Annotated in this window: 17 protein-coding genes; 6 read left to right on the plus strand and 11 right to left on the minus strand. The window is 61.9% G+C overall.

The window, feature by feature from the left end; genetic code table 11:
• Positions 1–2 precede the first annotated feature (2 nt).
• Positions 3–422 carry a GNAT family N-acetyltransferase gene (locus tag HJC04_RS30260; protein WP_221147763.1) on the plus strand — a complete coding sequence of 140 codons (420 nt, stop codon included), beginning with the start codon at positions 3–5 and terminating at the stop codon, positions 420–422.
• Between the two features lie 28 nt (positions 423–450).
• Here HJC04_RS30260 and HJC04_RS30265 read toward each other — a convergent pair whose 3' ends face one another.
• Complete coding sequence (locus tag HJC04_RS30265; RefSeq protein ID WP_210632885.1) at positions 451–1467, minus strand: DUF2125 domain-containing protein; 1017 nt, start codon at positions 1465–1467, stop codon at positions 451–453.
• Between the two features lie 49 nt (positions 1468–1516).
• Here HJC04_RS30265 and HJC04_RS30270 point away from each other — a divergent pair, with 49 nt between their 5' ends.
• Positions 1517–2047 (plus strand): gamma-glutamylcyclotransferase, encoded by a 531-nt coding sequence (locus HJC04_RS30270; protein ID WP_210632884.1) that lies wholly within the window; start codon positions 1517–1519, stop codon positions 2045–2047.
• Here the strand turns inward: HJC04_RS30270 and HJC04_RS30275 are convergent, their stop codons facing one another.
• The 4 genes from HJC04_RS30275 to ftsE form a co-directional block, all read right to left on the minus strand.
• Entirely contained in the window at positions 2048–2845 is a 798-nt protein-coding gene (locus HJC04_RS30275; RefSeq protein WP_210632883.1) for a 1-acyl-sn-glycerol-3-phosphate acyltransferase, read from the minus strand. It abuts the gene before it with no gap.
• Between the two features lie 87 nt (positions 2846–2932).
• Complete coding sequence (locus HJC04_RS30280; RefSeq protein WP_210632882.1) at positions 2933–3649, minus strand: YdcF family protein; 717 nt, start codon at positions 3647–3649, stop codon at positions 2933–2935.
• A gap of 66 nt (positions 3650–3715) precedes the next feature.
• On the minus strand, positions 3716–4735 hold the full coding sequence (locus tag HJC04_RS30285) for an ABC transporter permease (protein ID WP_210632881.1): 1020 nt from the start codon (positions 4733–4735) through the stop codon (positions 3716–3718).
• Positions 4728–5387, minus strand: a complete 660-nt coding sequence (gene ftsE / locus HJC04_RS30290; RefSeq protein ID WP_064805284.1) for a cell division ATP-binding protein FtsE — start codon at positions 5385–5387, stop codon at positions 4728–4730. The genes HJC04_RS30285 and ftsE overlap by 8 nt, the downstream gene beginning before the upstream one ends.
• Positions 5388–5593: 206 nt before the next feature.
• Between ftsE and HJC04_RS30295 the strand changes: the two genes are divergently transcribed.
• The 3 genes from HJC04_RS30295 (at position 5594) to HJC04_RS30305 (ending at position 7414) form a co-directional block, all read left to right on the plus strand.
• Positions 5594–6247 carry a hypothetical protein gene (locus HJC04_RS30295; RefSeq protein ID WP_221147764.1) on the plus strand — a complete coding sequence of 218 codons (654 nt, stop codon included), beginning with the start codon at positions 5594–5596 and terminating at the stop codon, positions 6245–6247.
• 129 nt (positions 6248–6376) lie between these two features.
• Positions 6377–6919 carry a hypoxanthine phosphoribosyltransferase gene (hpt, locus tag HJC04_RS30300; RefSeq protein ID WP_064805282.1) on the plus strand — a complete coding sequence of 181 codons (543 nt, stop codon included), beginning with the start codon at positions 6377–6379 and terminating at the stop codon, positions 6917–6919.
• Between the two features lie 135 nt (positions 6920–7054).
• Positions 7055–7414: a response regulator gene (locus HJC04_RS30305; RefSeq protein ID WP_010028815.1), complete on the plus strand. Its 360-nt coding sequence runs from the start codon at positions 7055–7057 to the stop codon at positions 7412–7414.
• A 145-nt stretch (positions 7415–7559) separates the two neighbouring features.
• Here the strand turns inward: HJC04_RS30305 and HJC04_RS30310 are convergent, their stop codons facing one another.
• The 4 genes from HJC04_RS30310 to argH form a co-directional block, all read right to left on the minus strand.
• On the minus strand, positions 7560–10229 hold the full coding sequence (locus tag HJC04_RS30310) for a TIGR02302 family protein (RefSeq protein ID WP_221147765.1): 2670 nt from the start codon (positions 10227–10229) through the stop codon (positions 7560–7562).
• A 268-nt stretch (positions 10230–10497) separates the two neighbouring features.
• The gene (gene lysA / locus HJC04_RS30315; protein WP_210632878.1) at positions 10498–11766 is read right to left on the minus strand and encodes a diaminopimelate decarboxylase; all 1269 of its coding nucleotides are present in this window, start codon (positions 11764–11766) and stop codon (positions 10498–10500) included.
• Positions 11767–11778: 12 nt separating this feature from the next.
• Positions 11779–11973: an LPS translocon maturation chaperone LptM gene (lptM, locus tag HJC04_RS30320; RefSeq protein ID WP_003582619.1), complete on the minus strand. Its 195-nt coding sequence runs from the start codon at positions 11971–11973 to the stop codon at positions 11779–11781.
• Positions 11974–12126: 153 nt separating this feature from the next.
• Positions 12127–13530, minus strand: a complete 1404-nt coding sequence (argH, locus tag HJC04_RS30325; RefSeq protein WP_221147766.1) for an argininosuccinate lyase — start codon at positions 13528–13530, stop codon at positions 12127–12129.
• A gap of 24 nt (positions 13531–13554) precedes the next feature.
• Here argH and tlpA point away from each other — a divergent pair, with 24 nt between their 5' ends.
• On the plus strand, positions 13555–14217 hold the full coding sequence (tlpA, locus tag HJC04_RS30330; protein WP_210632876.1) for a thiol:disulfide interchange protein TlpA: 663 nt from the start codon (positions 13555–13557) through the stop codon (positions 14215–14217).
• A 177-nt stretch (positions 14218–14394) separates the two neighbouring features.
• Here the strand turns inward: tlpA and HJC04_RS30335 are convergent, their stop codons facing one another.
• The gene (locus tag HJC04_RS30335; RefSeq protein ID WP_011426994.1) at positions 14395–15276 is read right to left on the minus strand and encodes a 3-hydroxybutyryl-CoA dehydrogenase; all 882 of its coding nucleotides are present in this window, start codon (positions 15274–15276) and stop codon (positions 14395–14397) included.
• A 147-nt stretch (positions 15277–15423) separates the two neighbouring features.
• Positions 15424–16208: electron transfer flavoprotein subunit alpha/FixB family protein (locus HJC04_RS30340; RefSeq protein ID WP_221147767.1), on the minus strand; the 785-nt coding region annotated here is incomplete at its 5' end.

Genomic DNA, 16208 nt, shown 5'->3' on the forward strand with positions numbered 1-16208 from the left:
CGATGGCGGAGGTGGCGAGCGCGAGCCAGGCGGAGGTCGACTGGTTGACGCGCGAGGATGCCACTGCAGGAAAGGCATGGGTCTCGCGATGCGTGGCGTTCGGTGAATATCTCGTCGCCAGGCAGGCCGGGGAGATCGTCGGCTTCCTGCGTTTCTCCCGCTTCTGGGGCAGGACTCCCTATATGGAAATGATCCGCGTCCTGCCCGAATACCGCCGGTCGGGCATCGGCACCGCGTTGTTTCTTGCTTGGGAAGGAGCGATGCGCGGTGAGGGCGCTCGCCTGCTGATGACGTCGAGCGAATGCGACGAGAGCCGGCCGCAGGACTGGCATCGCCGCAATGGATTTGCCGAAATCGGCGCGATCGAGCTGCCTGGCCTGCAATCGGTGCCTGAGGTGTTTTTCATGAAGCGGATCGATTAGGACCTTCCAGCACTCTGACCCGGAAGTCTTAGATCGGCGGGATCTGGCCGAGCGGAATGAAGCCGCTGACGGTGGCATTGCCGCGGTCGACGACGAGATCGACCGAGACCTTGTCTCTGCCGCCGGCCAGCGCCTTCAGCATCTTCGTCGCCGTGTTGACGGTCGAGGCAATATCCGGGAAGGCCTGTTTCAGGCTGTCGCCCCAGGGGCCGAGCCGTTCGATTTCCAGCTTGAATTTTCCGGAGAGAAAGCCCTGCTCGTCGAAGGAAAAGGGGCCGGTGAGCGTCATCACCTTACCGTCGCCGATATCGGCAACGATGCGACGCAGTTCGCCGGCTGAACCATTGAGGCCGTTCGGGTCGCTGCCGTCGATCAGGCCGGCTTTTCCGGCAATCGTGAGATCGATACTGGCGGAGAGTTTCGGGAAGAGCTGCGGCCAATCCTTGATCGCCGTGTTCGCATCCTGCACCGAGATTGCACCGTCGAGATCGGCGCCGTTTTGGCGCAGGTGAATTTCGGTGCGAGCTGCATCGAAGCTGATGGTCTGACCGGTATAGGAGGAAACCGCCGTCGCCTTAAGACCCTCGATGACGGTGGAGCTGTGATCAACGCCCTGCAGCTTGGTCGTCAGGCTCGCCTGCAGATTCGCCCATTGGGCAGAGACCGAAAGGCCGTTTGTGGTGCGGATTTCGGCCGGCGAATCGAGCTCCCAGACGATATGGCTCGGCGCATAGACCTGTGCGGCGGAGCGCAATGCGCCAAAGGTGGCGGAGACGCCGTTGACATTGTCGTCGACATCGACCTTGGAGCAGAACAGACCGATGCGGAAAGGATAGCCGCGGAATTCGATATCGGAGCATTCGCCGGTGACGCCTGCCTGATCGCGCGGCGCGATTGCTTTCAGCACCGTCGCTTTCAAAGCCGATGCGGCATAAAACCAGCCGCCGGTATAAAGCGCGATCACCAGGAGGATGCCTCCGCCCAGCAACGAGAATTTCTTGCTGTTGCCGGTTTGGCTGCTGCCGGATCGGCTTGACGCTGCCATGATGTTCTCCAATGGTGAATCGCAAAGTGATTCCGGTCTGGCGTGCGATATGGACGAATTTTGGGTGTTTGGCTACGGCTCGCTGATGTGGAATCCGGGCTTCGAGTTCCTGGAGCGGGCAGAAGCTCTGGTGCATGGTTACAGGCGTTCGCTATGCGTCCGATCCTTCGTTCATCGCGGCACGCGCGACAATCCGGGCCTGGTGCTCGGTCTCGACAGGGGCGGAGCTTGCCGCGGCATGGCGTTCCGTGTTTCGGCGCACAAATGGGGCGAGGTGATCGATTATCTCCGCGCCCGCGAACTCGTCACCAATGTCTATCTGGAGCGCCGGGTTCGGCTGCAGTTTGCCGGCGGCCGCCGAACGGAAGCGGTGACCTACATCGCTGATCGCGACCACGAGCAATATGCCGGCACGCTCGACGCGGTTGCGGCCGCGCGGGTGGTGAACGAAGCCAGGGGGCAGTCAGGCCCTAACGATGCCTATGTCTTCAACACACTTGCGCACCTGAAACAGATGGGCATTCGCGACCCGTGGCTGGAGCAGGTCGGCAACGAGGTGGAGCGGCTGCGGGCCGGCTGATCAGACCGTCGCCGCCTTCACTTTGCGCAGCTCGGCCAGCCGAGCGATCGCTGTCGGCGGCAACGGCAGATGCGGATTGCGTTCGATGGTATCGATGAGGAGCTCGTCGCTCGCCCGCTCCGTGACCTCGATCAGCTGAGCGAAGAAAGCATCCGGATCCATTCCCGGCATGATCGGCGGCAGGATCCTGACCTTGAAATGGCCGGGATAACGACGGACGCTCCGCCGCGGCCAGAAGAGGCCGGGATGCATCGCAACCGGCACGACGGGAATGCCAAGATCGCGGTACATGCGGGCGATGCCGTATTTATAGACCGGCTCCGCACCCGGCGGGCGGCGGGTGCCCTCAGGATAGATGATCAGCTGGCGGCCGGTCGAAAGCTCTTCCCTAGTGCGTTTCAGCACCTCTACCATCACTTTGCCGCGGGCGCCGCGATCGACCGGGATCATGCGCTGCTTCTTCGCATACCAGCCAAAGAGCGGAATCCACATCAGCTCGCGCTTCAGGATGTAGACCGGATCCTTGAGGTTGGGCAGCAGCGCATAGGTGTCCCAGAAGGACTGGTGCTTCGGCGCCAGGATAAAACTGCCCTCAGGCAGGTTCTGCAACCCCTCGATCTCGAAGGTCGTCCCGACGATCATGCGCATCAGCCAATGGTTGGAGCGCGCCCAATTCTTTGGAATCGCGTAGGCCGTCAGGCGCGGCACCACGAAATAATAGGGCGAGAGCACGATCATCCGGATGATGAGATTGGCATAGAAGATCGTGTTGAAGAGGACGGAACGCAGGGCGATCATGAAATTATCCCGAGGCATGCTCATGCGACCGGCCTACACGATATTGCCCGTCATAAAAAGCGTTTGATGCCGCCGTGATGCAAAAGCTCAGTCTGAGGGGGATACGGCTGCCGAGCGCAGTCCGGTATGGCGGCCGAAGCCGGTGATGTTGCGGGCGCCTGTTAACAGCACCTTTGCATATTCGGCGAGCATGACGCGCATTGCGTTCGGGTCGGTAAACCAGTTGCGGGTCTTCAAATCCGAATTGACCACCGGATAGGGGATGAATTCGATGTCCGGATCGACATAGGAGAGTTCTGCGAGGCTGCGCGGCATATGATAATTGTTGGTGACGACGAGAATGCTTCTGTATCCCCTGGCGTGGATCCAGTTGGAGGTTTCCTCGGCGTTGCCGATCGTGTCTATCGCATCATGGCCGATATCAACGCAGCAGGAGAAAAGATCGGCCGAGCCTTGCGTCATCTTGCGAATCTGCGCTGGCGTGGTCGTCGGGTGGACGCCCGAGATCAGCAGTCGTTTGCCTGCCCCCTTCTGCAGCAATTCCACGGCCTGGTCGATGCGCTGGTAGCCGCCTGTCAGCACGACGATCGCATCCGCCTTCGGCTCGACCGGGGGCCTGAGCGTTGTCACGGAATCGGCAAACCGCAGAAAGCCGCCGAACACCAGAGCGATCGCCAGAACGCAGCCAAAGCCACCCCAGCGCAGCAGGCGGCGGATTGGACCACGCCGCGGCGGCAGGCCCGCCGGACGATCAAGCTCCGGGTCCTGCCGAATCGGATTGCGTGTCGTATCGCCCATGGTCATGAATCGTGATTATACGCTGATTGCGGCGCGGAACAGACGCTTTCACGATAAAACGGCATGGCACGATCAACTTGCGATGCCGTCGGTGCGTGTCGGATCCGAACGCAATGTATCGATTTCATAGATCGTCCGCATGACGGTCAGCCGCGCCGTGACGGTCGTCAGGAGCGCGATGACGATCATCGTCGCGAAGATGCCGGCATAACCGAGTACGCCGACGGAGAAGGTGCCGAACAGCGCCGTTGCCTGATCTGTTTCCGGTGTTGCCAGCGTGCGGCTCTGCCAGAAGCCGGCGGTGGCAAAGAAAAGAGCCGCAAGCGCGCTGCCGATCGCCGAGCCCTTGAAGCTGATCTTCAGAAAATGCTTCTGAAATTCGGTAGCGACGAAGGAGCTCTCGGCACCGACGAAATGCAGCACTTCGACGATGTGGCGGTTGCCCGACAGTGCACCGCGCGTGGCGAAGACGACGGTCAGCACCATTGCCGAGAAAACCAGGAGCAGGACGCCGGTGCCGATCAGCACCGTCGTGTGCGCCATGGAGACCAGGCGGTCGACCCAGGTGCGGTGATCGTCGAGGCTCGCCTGCGGGATGCTGTCCTTCAGGAGGCTCCGCATCGCGTCGAAATCCGGCGGATTGCTTTCGTCGATCGTGATGACGACGAGACGGGGAACAGGCAGATCCTTGAGATCGAGGCCGGGGCCGAGCCAAGGTTCGAGCAACCGGGCGGTGGCTGCCTCGTCGACGATCTGGCCGCTCTTGGTGCCGACGAATGTCAGCGCCAGGTCGCGTGCCTGCGTCAGCGCCTTTTCCATGTCGAGATTGTCGTCCGGCTTGATCTGGATGGTGATCTCGCGGGAGATCTGGCTCTCCCAGCTTGCTGCCGTCGAACGCACCATGCTGACGCCGCCGAGCGTCAGGCAGGCGAGAAAGGCCATGATCGATATGACCACCATCAAGGCGTTGCCCTGGATATTGGAAGGCGGAAGGATCGGCGCGGTCGGGCGCACGCGCATTTCCGGGCGCTTCTGCTGGGCGGCAGGCTGGGCTGGCGCCTTCTCTCGGTTCCTGGACGGGGGCTCAGTCATAGATATCGAGATGCCCCTCCGAGAGGATCATACGGCGGGCTTCCACCTGTTCCATCAGCGTCAGGTCATGGGTGGCGATGACGACAGCCGTACCAAGCCGATTGAGTTCGAGGAAAAGATTGAGCAGGCGCCTCGCCATCGGCGGGTCGACATTGCCCGTCGGCTCGTCGGCCAGCAGGACTTCCGGCCTGTCCATCAGCGCCCGGGCGATAGCGGCGCGCTGCTTCTCTCCGCCGGAGAGGACCGGCGGCAGCACGTTGATGCGTTCGCCGAGGCCGACCCATTTCAAGAGTTCCAGAACGTCGGTCTTGTAGGAGCTTTCCTCCTTGCCGCGCACCCGCAAGGGCAAAGCGACATTCTCATAGGTCGTGAGATGGTCGAGCAGGCGAAAATCCTGGAAGACGATGCCGACGCGCCGGCGTAGCAGCGGCAACTCCGGCCGGGGGATTTCGGAAATGTCGCGCCCGAACATGCGGATCAGGCCACGTGTCGGCTGCAGCGACATGAAGAGCAGCCGCAGCAGCGAGGTCTTGCCGGCACCGGATGGGCCGGTCAGGAACTGAAAGGATTTTTTCGGAATGTCGAAGGTCAGGTCCCGGAGGATTTCCGGGCCCATGCCATAGCGCAAACCGACATTCTCGAAGTGGATCAACGGGCAACTCAGTCTGTTCTTGGTTTCACCGCGTGACTTGTTAACCAACACCGTTAACAGCCGGTAAATTTTGCCGGAAAGACGCCCGTTTGGCGGCAATCTTTGCGAAGCATTAACCATTAAAATTTACGACTGAGGAGGATTCGTTTCAATGCCAAGATTTCTTGCGGCAGCGAAACCATGTGGACATCTGCGGGGCAGCCACCATGGAAGCATCCTCCTTCAGCCGCCGGACACCGGGTCAGGCCTATGATTTCCTGCCGCCCGAACCCGCACGCCGCCAGTATCGTTCAACACGTTCTGCCGACGTTTCCGACGCCGAATTCGTGACGGTCGGCAAAACCCGGCCGAAGGACTTCGGCCCCAGGATCCATAACGACAACAGCAGGCGCATGGCGGCAGCGCGCGTTACACCGCCGCCGCTCCTGCTGGCGATGGCTGCTTCCGCTCTGCGAAGGGCGGAATCCTGGCTGCAGCGGGCGTCGCTGCGCAGCTTCGCGGGACTGGTGCTGGCGCTCGCCGTGCTCGCTTTCGGGCTCGCAGGCGGCTTTTCCGGCCTTTCCGCCGCGGGGGCCTCCTCCGGAGCGCCGCTGCATTTCACCCATGTCACCGTGACACCGCGTGATGCGAACGGCATGCGCGTGCTCGTCATCAACGGCATCATCGAAAACGAAAGCGGCACCACGCAGACGGTGCATCCCATTCGCGCCGATCTGGTGGCGGACGAACGGCTGACGGCAAGTGTCGTCATCGACCCGCCCGCCGACGTCATCTACGGCGGCCAAAGCCGTGGCTTTTCGGCCCGAGTCCAGCACGCCGGCGGAAAATTGCCGGAGGTCCGGCTTTCCTTCCTGCCGTAGAAATAACGCGATTCGTGATGGCTTTCCGCCGCAAGATGCGCCGATCCCGTTGATTTCCTGACCGGCGAGGCTGTTTCAGGCGCGCATATGTGCTAACGGCTTACCCTTCTTTTCATGGAGCAAGCCCTTATGCCTGTTGTGCGCGGAAAAAATATCGAGCCGCTCTTCACCGCCGAGCAGATCGCGGAGCGCAATCATGCCATGGCGCGGGAGATCGCCAACGGGCCGACCAAGGACCTGCTCGTCATTGCCGTGCTCAAGGGCTCCTTCATCTTCGCCGCCGACCTGATCCGCGCCCTGCACGACACCGGGCTTGCCCCCGAGGTCGAGTTCATCACGCTGTCGAGCTACGGCACCGGCACGGTTTCGCAGGGCGTGCGCATCGTCAAGGATATCGACAGCGACGTGCATGGCCGAGACGTCCTCCTGATCGACGATATTCTCGAGTCCGGCCGGACGCTGCTCTTTGCCAAGGAACTGCTCTTCGAACGTGGCGCGCGCAACGTGACGATCGCCGTGCTGCTCGACAAGCGGGTCAAGCGCAAGGAAAAGCTGGAGGCCGATTATGTCGGCTTCGAATGTCCCGATTACTTCGTCGTCGGCTACGGTATGGACGTTGCCTACGCGTTTCGCGAACTGCCCTTCGTCGGCGTGGTGACCGGCGACGCCTGAGGAATGCAGGCGTCGCTCCCTTGCCGCGTGAAGACGGGTTGTTAACCATCTCGTCCATCGCTTCACCATCTTTACCGATCGAAAAGGAAAGTCTGGTGATTTCCGTCGCGGGGCTGAAGACGGAGCAATGCACATATGGCAAGAATTCTGATTACGGAAGACGAGGACTCCCTGCGGTCTTTCGTAGCCCGGGCCTTGCGGCTCGACGGTCACGAGACCGATGAGGCGGCCGACGGCGCCGAGGGGCTGGAGAAGCTGAAGGACGGGGTCTACGATCTGCTGCTGTCGGACATCCGCATGCCCGTGATGGACGGAATCGAACTCGCCCATCAGGCGAAAGACGCCTTCCCCGCTTTGAAGATCCTGCTGATGACCGGCTATGCCGAGCAGCGCGAGCGCGCCGACGACCTCGCAGAAAAAATCATCGACGTCGTCGCCAAGCCATTTGCGCTTCCCGATATTCGCAAGGCTGTCGCCCGGGCACTCGTCGCTTAACCTGATATTGATGACGCAAGAGCGGTTCAGCTTTTTCTGAAGCGCAGAACCGCTCTATTCTTTTGGACTTAAGCAATTCCCGGCAAAAGCGCTTCGCGCTTTGCCTGGGAAAACCGCTTTGTACTTTTCCTGGAATTGCTCTCGCCTACTGGATATCCAGGAGCCGTTCGAGATATCGCCGTTCCATCTCTTGCGGCGGATTGTTGCCGAGCTTCTCGCGAATCGCATCGAGGATTTCCCGCGCGCGCTGGACGTCGATCTCATCCGGCACCTTCACACCGTCGTCGCCGAGATAGCCGTTGCTCATGCGCGGTCGTCCCAGTGGATCGCGGCCGTTCTGATCGCCTTGGCCGACTTGGCCATTCGGGCCCTGTCCCTGCTGGCCCCGTTGCGCCTGCATCATCTGGTTCATCATGTCGCGGGCCCCCTGGCGAAGGGCTTCAAGCGCGCGGCCCTGGTTCTCGACGGCCGTGTCGCCGCGGCCCTGGCCGAGTTCGCGGCCGGCGCCCTCCATCTCGCGTTGAGCCTGGCCGAAGCCGGGACCGGGCTTCATGCCCATTTCGCCGAGTTTTTTCTGCAATTCGCCGAGCTGCTTGCCGAGGCCATCCTGCCGGGCGCGCAACTGTTTCAGCGCTTCCCTGAGCTGCTCGGCCGTCATCTGGTCGGAAGGTCGCTGGCCCTGACCTTGCTGGCGCTGGTCTTGCTGCCCTTGCTGCTGATCCTGCGGCTCGCCATTCTCTCCCGGCATCATCTCGTCGAGCAGCGGATCGTTTTCGCCCATATCGGATTCGCCACGCTGCATGCGGTCCTTGAGCTGCTGATCGAGGCGGAAGGTTTCTTCCATCAGCTTCTGCTGATCGCGCAGGATCTCGCCGAGCTTATCGATCTGCTTGCGGGCTTCGCTGTTTTCCTGACCCTGCTGGCCCCGCTGCGGCCGGCCGGCCTGCAGGTTGTTCATCATGCGCTGCAATTCCGACAGCATCTGCTGCGCCGCGTCGCGATTGCCGGAGCGGGCGAGATTTTCGATCTGGTCCATCATCCGTTCCAGATCCTGCTGGCGCAGGATGTTCTGCGCATTCTGGTTCGGCTGCATCGTCGGGGCGTTCTGCATGCGCTGGGCAAGCTCGCTCAGGTAATCCTGCATCGCCTTGCGCAGCTCGTCCATCAGCTTCCTGATCTCTTCGTCGGGGGCGTTGCGGTTCAACGCATCGGCAAGCTTCTGCTGGGCGTCGCGCAGCTTGCGTTCGGCAAGCGAAAGATCGCCGTCCTCCATGCCGAGCGCAATCTCCCAGAGATATTGGGCCGTATCCTTCAGCGCCTCCTCGCCTTTTGCCAGCTTCATGCGGGCCAAGGCCGATTGCAGCAGCAGGTAGTTGGTAAGCTTGGGGATGGTCTCCTCGGGACGGATGGTCAGCGCCTCGTTCAGCGCGATCGCCTGCGGCATCTTACGGGTATCGAGCGCGAAAACCTGCCGTTCCTCGGCGACGGCTGCGGCAAGCGGCTCGCTGAAAGGCCGCGAGGGCAGCGTCATCTCATAGGGCGGGCTGCGGCCGGTCTGGCCGGCGGCATCCTTGGCGACGAGGGTAATGCGCACCGGCTTGCCGGCAAGCGGATGTTCGGTCAGATTCCGGCTGGTCACGCCCTTGGCGTCGCGGGCGTTGCGGCGGGGAATATCCAGCCGGTACTCCGGCAGCGGATAGAGCGGCGTCGCCGTCGGATCGGCCTCGACGGGAATAATCTCCGCATGGGCCTCCTGGACGCCGTAGTCATCCTTGACGGTGAAGCCGATTTCCAGCGCGCCATTGACGCTGACCTTCGGCATGCCATCAAAGGCGATTTCGGGTGCCTTGTCAGGCAGCACGTCGAAGCTCCAGCGGCGACCATTGACCTCGAGCGCGCCGTTTTCCTCAAGCTTCATCACATGCGTCTGCGCGACGAGGGCATTGTTGGCAGGCGCGCCGGCCGTCGGCTGCTCGCCGGCAGGTGCAGGCACCTGCGGCGGCTTTGCGTCGGCCTGCAGGGCGATATCCCGCGCCTCGCCGTTCGCCTTGCGGAACACGACCTTTTCAGCCGTCTTTCCGCCGCTGACACGCACGGTGAGACCGGAAAACTGCGGAATGCCGATCGGTCCCTGTTCGCTGCCGTCCGCGGTCAAGTAAATCGGCGCGCGACCGGTATAGGAGGGCGGCGTCACCCAGGCGTCGATGCGCACCGCCGGATCGACCGCCACCTGCTCAGGCGCTGACTGCAATGCGTCGCCGATCGAGCCGCCGTTGAGCGACAGTGAATAGCCAAAAGCGGTGAAGAGCAGCAGAGCAGGGATGGCGCGCAGGGCGAAGCGGTCATGTGCGGCGATATCAGGCCGCGGCATGCCGGCGTCGAGTGCTGCGATATTTTCGGCCATGCGCACCTGGTGCTCACGCCAAAGTGCCCGCGAAAATGGCGTGTCGTAGGCCGGTTCGTCTTCCTGGACGGCAACTGGCTGGTGCGGCAGGCCGTTGCGCTCTTCCAGCATGCGATCGGCTTCAGCGGTTTTCGGCCAGCGCAGATGGCGGAAGGGGACAAGCGAGACGAGGAACGCCGCGGCAAAGGCGATCAGCAGCAGGATGCGCAGCCAGTCCGGTACGTTGCGGAAGATGCCGAACCAAGAGGCTGAGAGATAGAGGGCGACGATGCAGAGGACCGGCATCAGCAGCGGCAGCAACTGCTCGAAGAAGAGCACGGTGCGCGCCAGCAGGCGTTTCGTCGTTACCAGCCGGGCAAGCGAGGGCCGGAGCACAAATGCACCCTTGTTCCGCCTCGAGGGGCTTGTCATCGGGCCGGTCTCCGCGCTCTGGCGTTCTGGTACAGAGGGCGCTTCCGGCGATTGCGGGGCAATACGCTCATGAATGAAAGGATAACACTCTTTGTGGCGAAGGCGAGGGCGAACGGGCAGGAATACCGCCTTTTCACGTTTATTCGCCGAAAAGTGATGGCGCTGCTAAAGCGCGTCGCGATCATTCAGATTCGCTTCTTGCGCTTTAGCTCTTTGTTTTACGCATGTCGCTATCGCAAAACCGCTTCACACTTCTGCGCGACATGCTCTAGTCGAGCCAGGCCGGAACGGAATCCAGGCTGATCAGCTCAGCATAGGTCCTGCGCGGGCGAATCACATGAAAATCGCTGCCCTTGACCAGAACCTCGGGCACCAGCAGACGGCTATTATAGGTGCCGGCCTGCACCGCGCCATAGGCGCCGGCAGTGCTGACGGCCATCAGGTCGCCGGGCTTCGGCATCGCCATTTCGCGGTCGAGCGCCAGATAATCGCCCGTCTCGCAAACGGGGCCGACCACGTCGGCGCGGATGCGCGGCGCGTTCGCTGCCGAAATCGTCACTGGACGGATCTCGTGATAGGCCTCGTAGAGTGTCGGGCGGATGAGATCGTTCATCGCACCGTCGACGATGACGAAGGTCTTCTCGCCGCCGTCCTTCACGTACAGAACTTCGGTCACGAGGATGCCGGCATTCCCGACGATCAGCCGACCGGGTTCGGTGACGATCTTGCAGTTCAGGCCGCGCAGCTGGTTCTTAACGATCGCCGCATAGGCATCGGGCAGCGGCGGCGGATTGTTGTCATCCTTGTAGGGAACGCCAAGGCCGCCGCCGATGTCGACGTGATGGATGGAGTGGCCGTCGGCACGCAGCGTCGCGACGAGATCGCGCAGCAGCTTGAAGGCGTCGTCGAATGGCTGCAGCTCGGTGATCTGGCTGCCGATATGCATGTCGATGCCGGTGACTTCGATGCCGGGCAGCTTGGCGGCATGGGCATAGATGGCGCGGGCGCGATCCCAGGAGATACCGAACTTGTTTTCCTTCTTGCCGGTCGAGATCTTCGCATGGGTCTTGGCATCGACATCAGGATTGATGCGGAAGGAGACCGGCGCCTTCTTGCCGACGTTGACAGCGCGCTGGTTGAGAATCTCGAGCTCAGGTTCGGATTCGACGTTGAAGCAGTAGATGCCGGCCTCGAGGGCGAAATCCATCTCCTGCGGCGTCTTGCCGACGCCCGAAAACATGATGCGGCTGGCCGGAATGCCGGCAGCAAGCGCACGGCGCAGTTCGCCTTCCGAGACGACGTCGATGCCGGCACCGAGGCGTCCCAGGGTCTTCAGCACGGCTTGGTTCGAGTTCGCCTTCATCGCGTAGCAAACCATGGAGTCGACATCGGCGAAGGCTTCCGAGAAAACGCGATAGTGGCGCTCCAGCGTTGCTGTGGAATAAACGTAGAACGGCGTGCCGACCGCCCTGGCGATCTCGGGAACGGGGACGTTCTCGGCGTAAAGGATGCCGTCGCGGTAATCGAAATGGTTCACGGGGTGCGCGCCTTAAAGGAGGGGGTCAAGAAGGAAGGGCTTATCAACGGTGCCGGGCTGTTTCGTCGGCTTGGAAACGTCGCCTTCCTTCGTCGCCGCAGCACTCGGCGGATCGAGATCACCCTTGCGTCCGCATCCGGCAACGGCAAGGCCGATGACGGCGAGCACCGCCGTCAGGCGGATGAGGTGCGGCAAGCTCTTCTGCATGGATATCCTCTTGTGCGGCGTATGGCTGATATCGTTCATTTCGAACGACGGGATCTTCATAGCGAAGTTTGTCCGCCTTGTGCACCCTGATTGTTGGACGGCATTCCCGCGCTTGCAGCAAGGGGGAGGCGGCTTTCAGCCTCCCCCTATCTCTCAATTGCGGGCGCGCCAGAAGGCAATCTGCTTGCGTACCTCGGAGGGCGCCGTGCCACCGAAGCTCTTGCGGCTGGCGACCGAGGCTTCCACCGTCAACACGTCGTAGACCTTGTCGGTGATCGCGGAATGGATCGCCTGCAGATCGGAGAGCGGCAGCTCGGCAAGATCGCAGCCCTCGCTTTCGGCGAGCGCCACGGCGCGACCGGTGACGTGATGGGCGTCACGGAAGGGCAGGCCCGCTTCGCGCACCAGCCAGTCGGCAAGATCGGTCGCCGTCGAAAAGCCGGAGCCGGCCGCCGCCTTCATGCGCGCTGTATTGACGGCCATGTCGCGCACCATGCCGGTCATGGCGGCGATTGCCAACTCCAGGCTCTCGGCCGCGTCGAAGACCTGCTCCTTGTCTTCCTGCATGTCCTTGGAATAGGCGAGCGGCAGGCCCTTCATGATCGTCAGCAGCGCGATCAGCGAGCCATTGATGCGGCCGGTCTTGGCGCGCACCAGTTCGGCCGCATCGGGGTTCTTCTTCTGCGGCATGATCGAGGAGCCGGTCGAGAAAGCGTCGGACAGGCGCACAAAGCCGAATTGCGGGGTCGACCAGATGACGATCTCTTCGGCGAGGCGCGACAGATGCATGCCCGTAATCGCGGCGATCGACAGGAATTCGATGGCGAAGTCGCGGTCGGAGACGGTGTCGATGGAGTTGCGGGTCGGCTCGCGGAAACCAAGCGCCTTGGCCGTCATGTGGCGATCGATCGGATAGCCGGTGCCGGCAAGGGCGGCCGCACCAATCGGGCTTTCGTCCAGGTGCTCGATGGCGTGGCGCACGCGCGAGCGGTCACGGCCGAACATTTCGACATAGGCCATGCAGTGATGGCCGAAGGTGACGGGCTGGGCGGTCTGCAGATGGGTAAAGCCCGGCATGACGCTTTCGGCATGTTCCTCGGCGCGGTCGAGGAAGGCGGCGATCAGGCCGGTGAGCATCTTCTCGGTCTTCTCGAGTTCTTCCTTCACCCAGAGGCGGAAGTCGAGCGCCACCTGGTCGTTGCGCGAGCGGGCGGTGTGCAGCCGGCCGGCCGCCGGTCCGATCAGCGTCGCCAGGCGCGCCTCGATATTCATGTGGATGTCTTCGAGCCGGCGCGAGAATTCGAAATTGCCGCTTTCGATTTCTGACAGGATCGTGTTTAGCCCGTGAACGATCTTGTCCCTATCGTCTGATGAAATGATCCCCTGATGGGCGAGCATCGTCGCATGGGCGACGGAACCGCGGATATCCTGCGCGAATAGCTTCTTGTCGAAACCGATCGAGGCATTTATCTCCTCCATGATCGCGTCCGGGCCGGAGGCGAAGCGCCCACCCCACATCTGGTTGGAGGATTTGGTGTCCGTATTGTTCTCGGCCATAAGATGCCCGTCCTGGAGAATGAAATGACGACGAAAAAACCATTCGGCCTGCCGTCCGGAAAACTGATCGCAATCGCCGCCGTCGCAGGTGTCGTTGCAGGTGCGGCAGCGGTATACGTGAAGGAGACGGGCATTGGCAATGGCATCGCCAGCAGCGCTTCAGCCGAATGCGCGCTGGCAAAGGAGCGCGCCGCCAATCTGGCGCCGCTCATGAAGGGGCAGGTCGCCGCCATGGTTGCCGCCAACGAGCCGCGCAAGCTGACCGCGGTTTCCTTCAACGAACCGGACGGTAAACCGCTGACGCTCGATCATTTCGCCGGCAGGACCGTTCTTCTCAATCTCTGGGCCACGTGGTGTGTGCCCTGTCGCGAGGAGATGCCGGCGCTGAACGCTCTGGAAAAGGAGATGGGCAGCGACAAGTTCCAGGTCGTGCCCGTCAATATCGACACTGGCAATGATGAAAAGCCGAAGAGTTTCCTTGCCGAGACCGGTGTCGATGCGCTGCAGCTTTACCGAGACAATACGATCGGCGTCTTCAACAGCTTGAAGAAGGAAGGTCTCGCTTTCGGCCTGCCGGTGACGCTGCTGCTCGACGACAAAGGCTGCCTGATCTCCGCCATGAACGGGCCTGCCGCCTGGGATAGTGAAGATGCAAAGGCGCTGATCAAGGCTGTGATCGGGTCGTGAGGATATTGCTCAGGAGTCTCCATCTCCTCTTATGAGGAAGACGCCCGCGAGTCCGATCAGGACGCAGCATTGCAGCAGGAACATGGGTGTTTCGGTCGACATGGCATTCCTCCCGTTCTCGGCAAGGAAAGCATTTCGCGGGCGTGCGGTCCACTCGCCCTTTCTGATGATGTCTGCTTATCGCGTCGGGACGGGCACTTCGCCACGATAATCATAGAAGCCGCGGCCGGATTTGCGTCCGAGCCAGCCGGCTTCGACATATTTCACCAGCAGCGGGCAGGGGCGATACTTCGAGTCCGCCAGGCCGTCATGCAGCACCTGCATGATCGACAGGCAGGTGTCGAGGCCGATGAAATCGGCAAGCTGCAGCGGCCCCATCGGATGGTTGGCGCCGAGCTTCATCGCCGTATCGATGGCGTCGACGGTGCCGACACCTTCGTAGAGCGTATAGATCGCCTCGTTGATCATCGGCAGCAGGATGCGGTTGACGATGAAGGCCGGGAAGTCCTCGGCGACGGTGACGGTCTTCTCCAGCGAGCCGACGAACTCCTTGGCGGCGGTGAAGGTCTTCTCATCGGTCGCAATGCCGCGCACCAGCTCGACCAGCTTCATGACAGGCACCGGGTTCATGAAATGTATGCCCATGAAGCGCTCGGCGCGGTCGGTGGCGGCAGCAAGCCGGGTGATGGAAAGCGAAGAGGTGTTGGTGGCCAGCAGCGCTTCCGGCTTCATCACCGGACAAACCTGGCTATAGATCTTGCGCTTGACGCTTTCGTCCTCGGTGGCCGCCTCGATGACGAGATCGGACGGGGCGAGATCGTTGACATCGGCGGAGCCTGATATGCGCGACAAGGTCGCCTTGCGTTCCTCGTCGGTCATCTTGCCGTTCGTCACCAGGCGGGCGAGATTGCCGTTGATGGTGGCGAGGCCGGATTCGATGCGGTCCTGTGAGAGATCGTAGATGTGGACCCGGTAACCTGCGGCGGCCGAAACATGCGCGATGCCGCAGCCCATCTGGCCGGCACCAATGATACCAATATTCTTCAACACCGCACTCATCTCCAAACCCCCGCTCGGCATTCGCCCCCGCGCTGCCGCATTATTAGCAATACTGCCGGACGAAGGATCGTCCGGCAGTATGTAGTAGACCGATAAAAGACAATTTTCCAGTCATTCGCAAGTGCGAAAGAAAGGCATTTGCCTCGCTCAGAGCGCCTTTTGCAATTCCGGCAGTGCTTGGAAGAGATCGGCGACGAGGCCATAGTCGGCGACCTGGAAGATCGGCGCCTCCTCGTCCTTGTTGATGGCGACGATCACCTTACTATCCTTCATGCCGGCGAGATGCTGGATGGCGCCGGAGATGCCGCAGGCGATATAGAGATCGGGCGCCACCACCTTGCCGGTCTGGCCGACCTGCCAGTCGTTCGGGGCATAACCGGCATCGACGGCGGCACGGGATGCGCCGACGGCGGCGCCGAGCTTGTCGGCAACCGGCAGGATGACTTGCCTGAACTTCTCGGCCGAGCCGAGCGCCCGACCGCCGGAGATGATGACCTTGGCCGAGGTCAGTTCCGGCCGTTCCGAGGCCGACAGCGCATCGGAGACGAAACGCGACAGCCCCGGATCGGAGACCGCCGGGATCGCCTCGACAGAGGCAGAGCCGCCTTCAGCCGCAGAGGCAAAGGAAGCGGTGCGCACGGTGATCACCTTCTTGGCATCGCTTGATTGCACCGTCTGGATGGCGTTGCCGGCATAGATCGGCCGCTTGAAGGTGTCGGCGGAAACGACCTCGATGATCTCCGACACCTGGGCGACATCGATGAGGGCGGCCACCCGCGGCAGCACCGTCTTGCCGACCGAAGTGGCGGCCGAGACGATCGTGTCATAGGAGCCGGCAAGCGAGACGATCAGATCGGCCAGCGGTTCGGCGAGATTGTTGGCAAGCGCGTCGCTTTCGGCGAGCAGCACCTTGGAGACGCCGGAGAGTTTTG

Origin of the sequence: Rhizobium sp. NLR8a (genome assembly GCF_019685235.1) — a bacterium.
Lineage (GTDB): Bacteria > Pseudomonadota > Alphaproteobacteria > Rhizobiales > Rhizobiaceae > Rhizobium.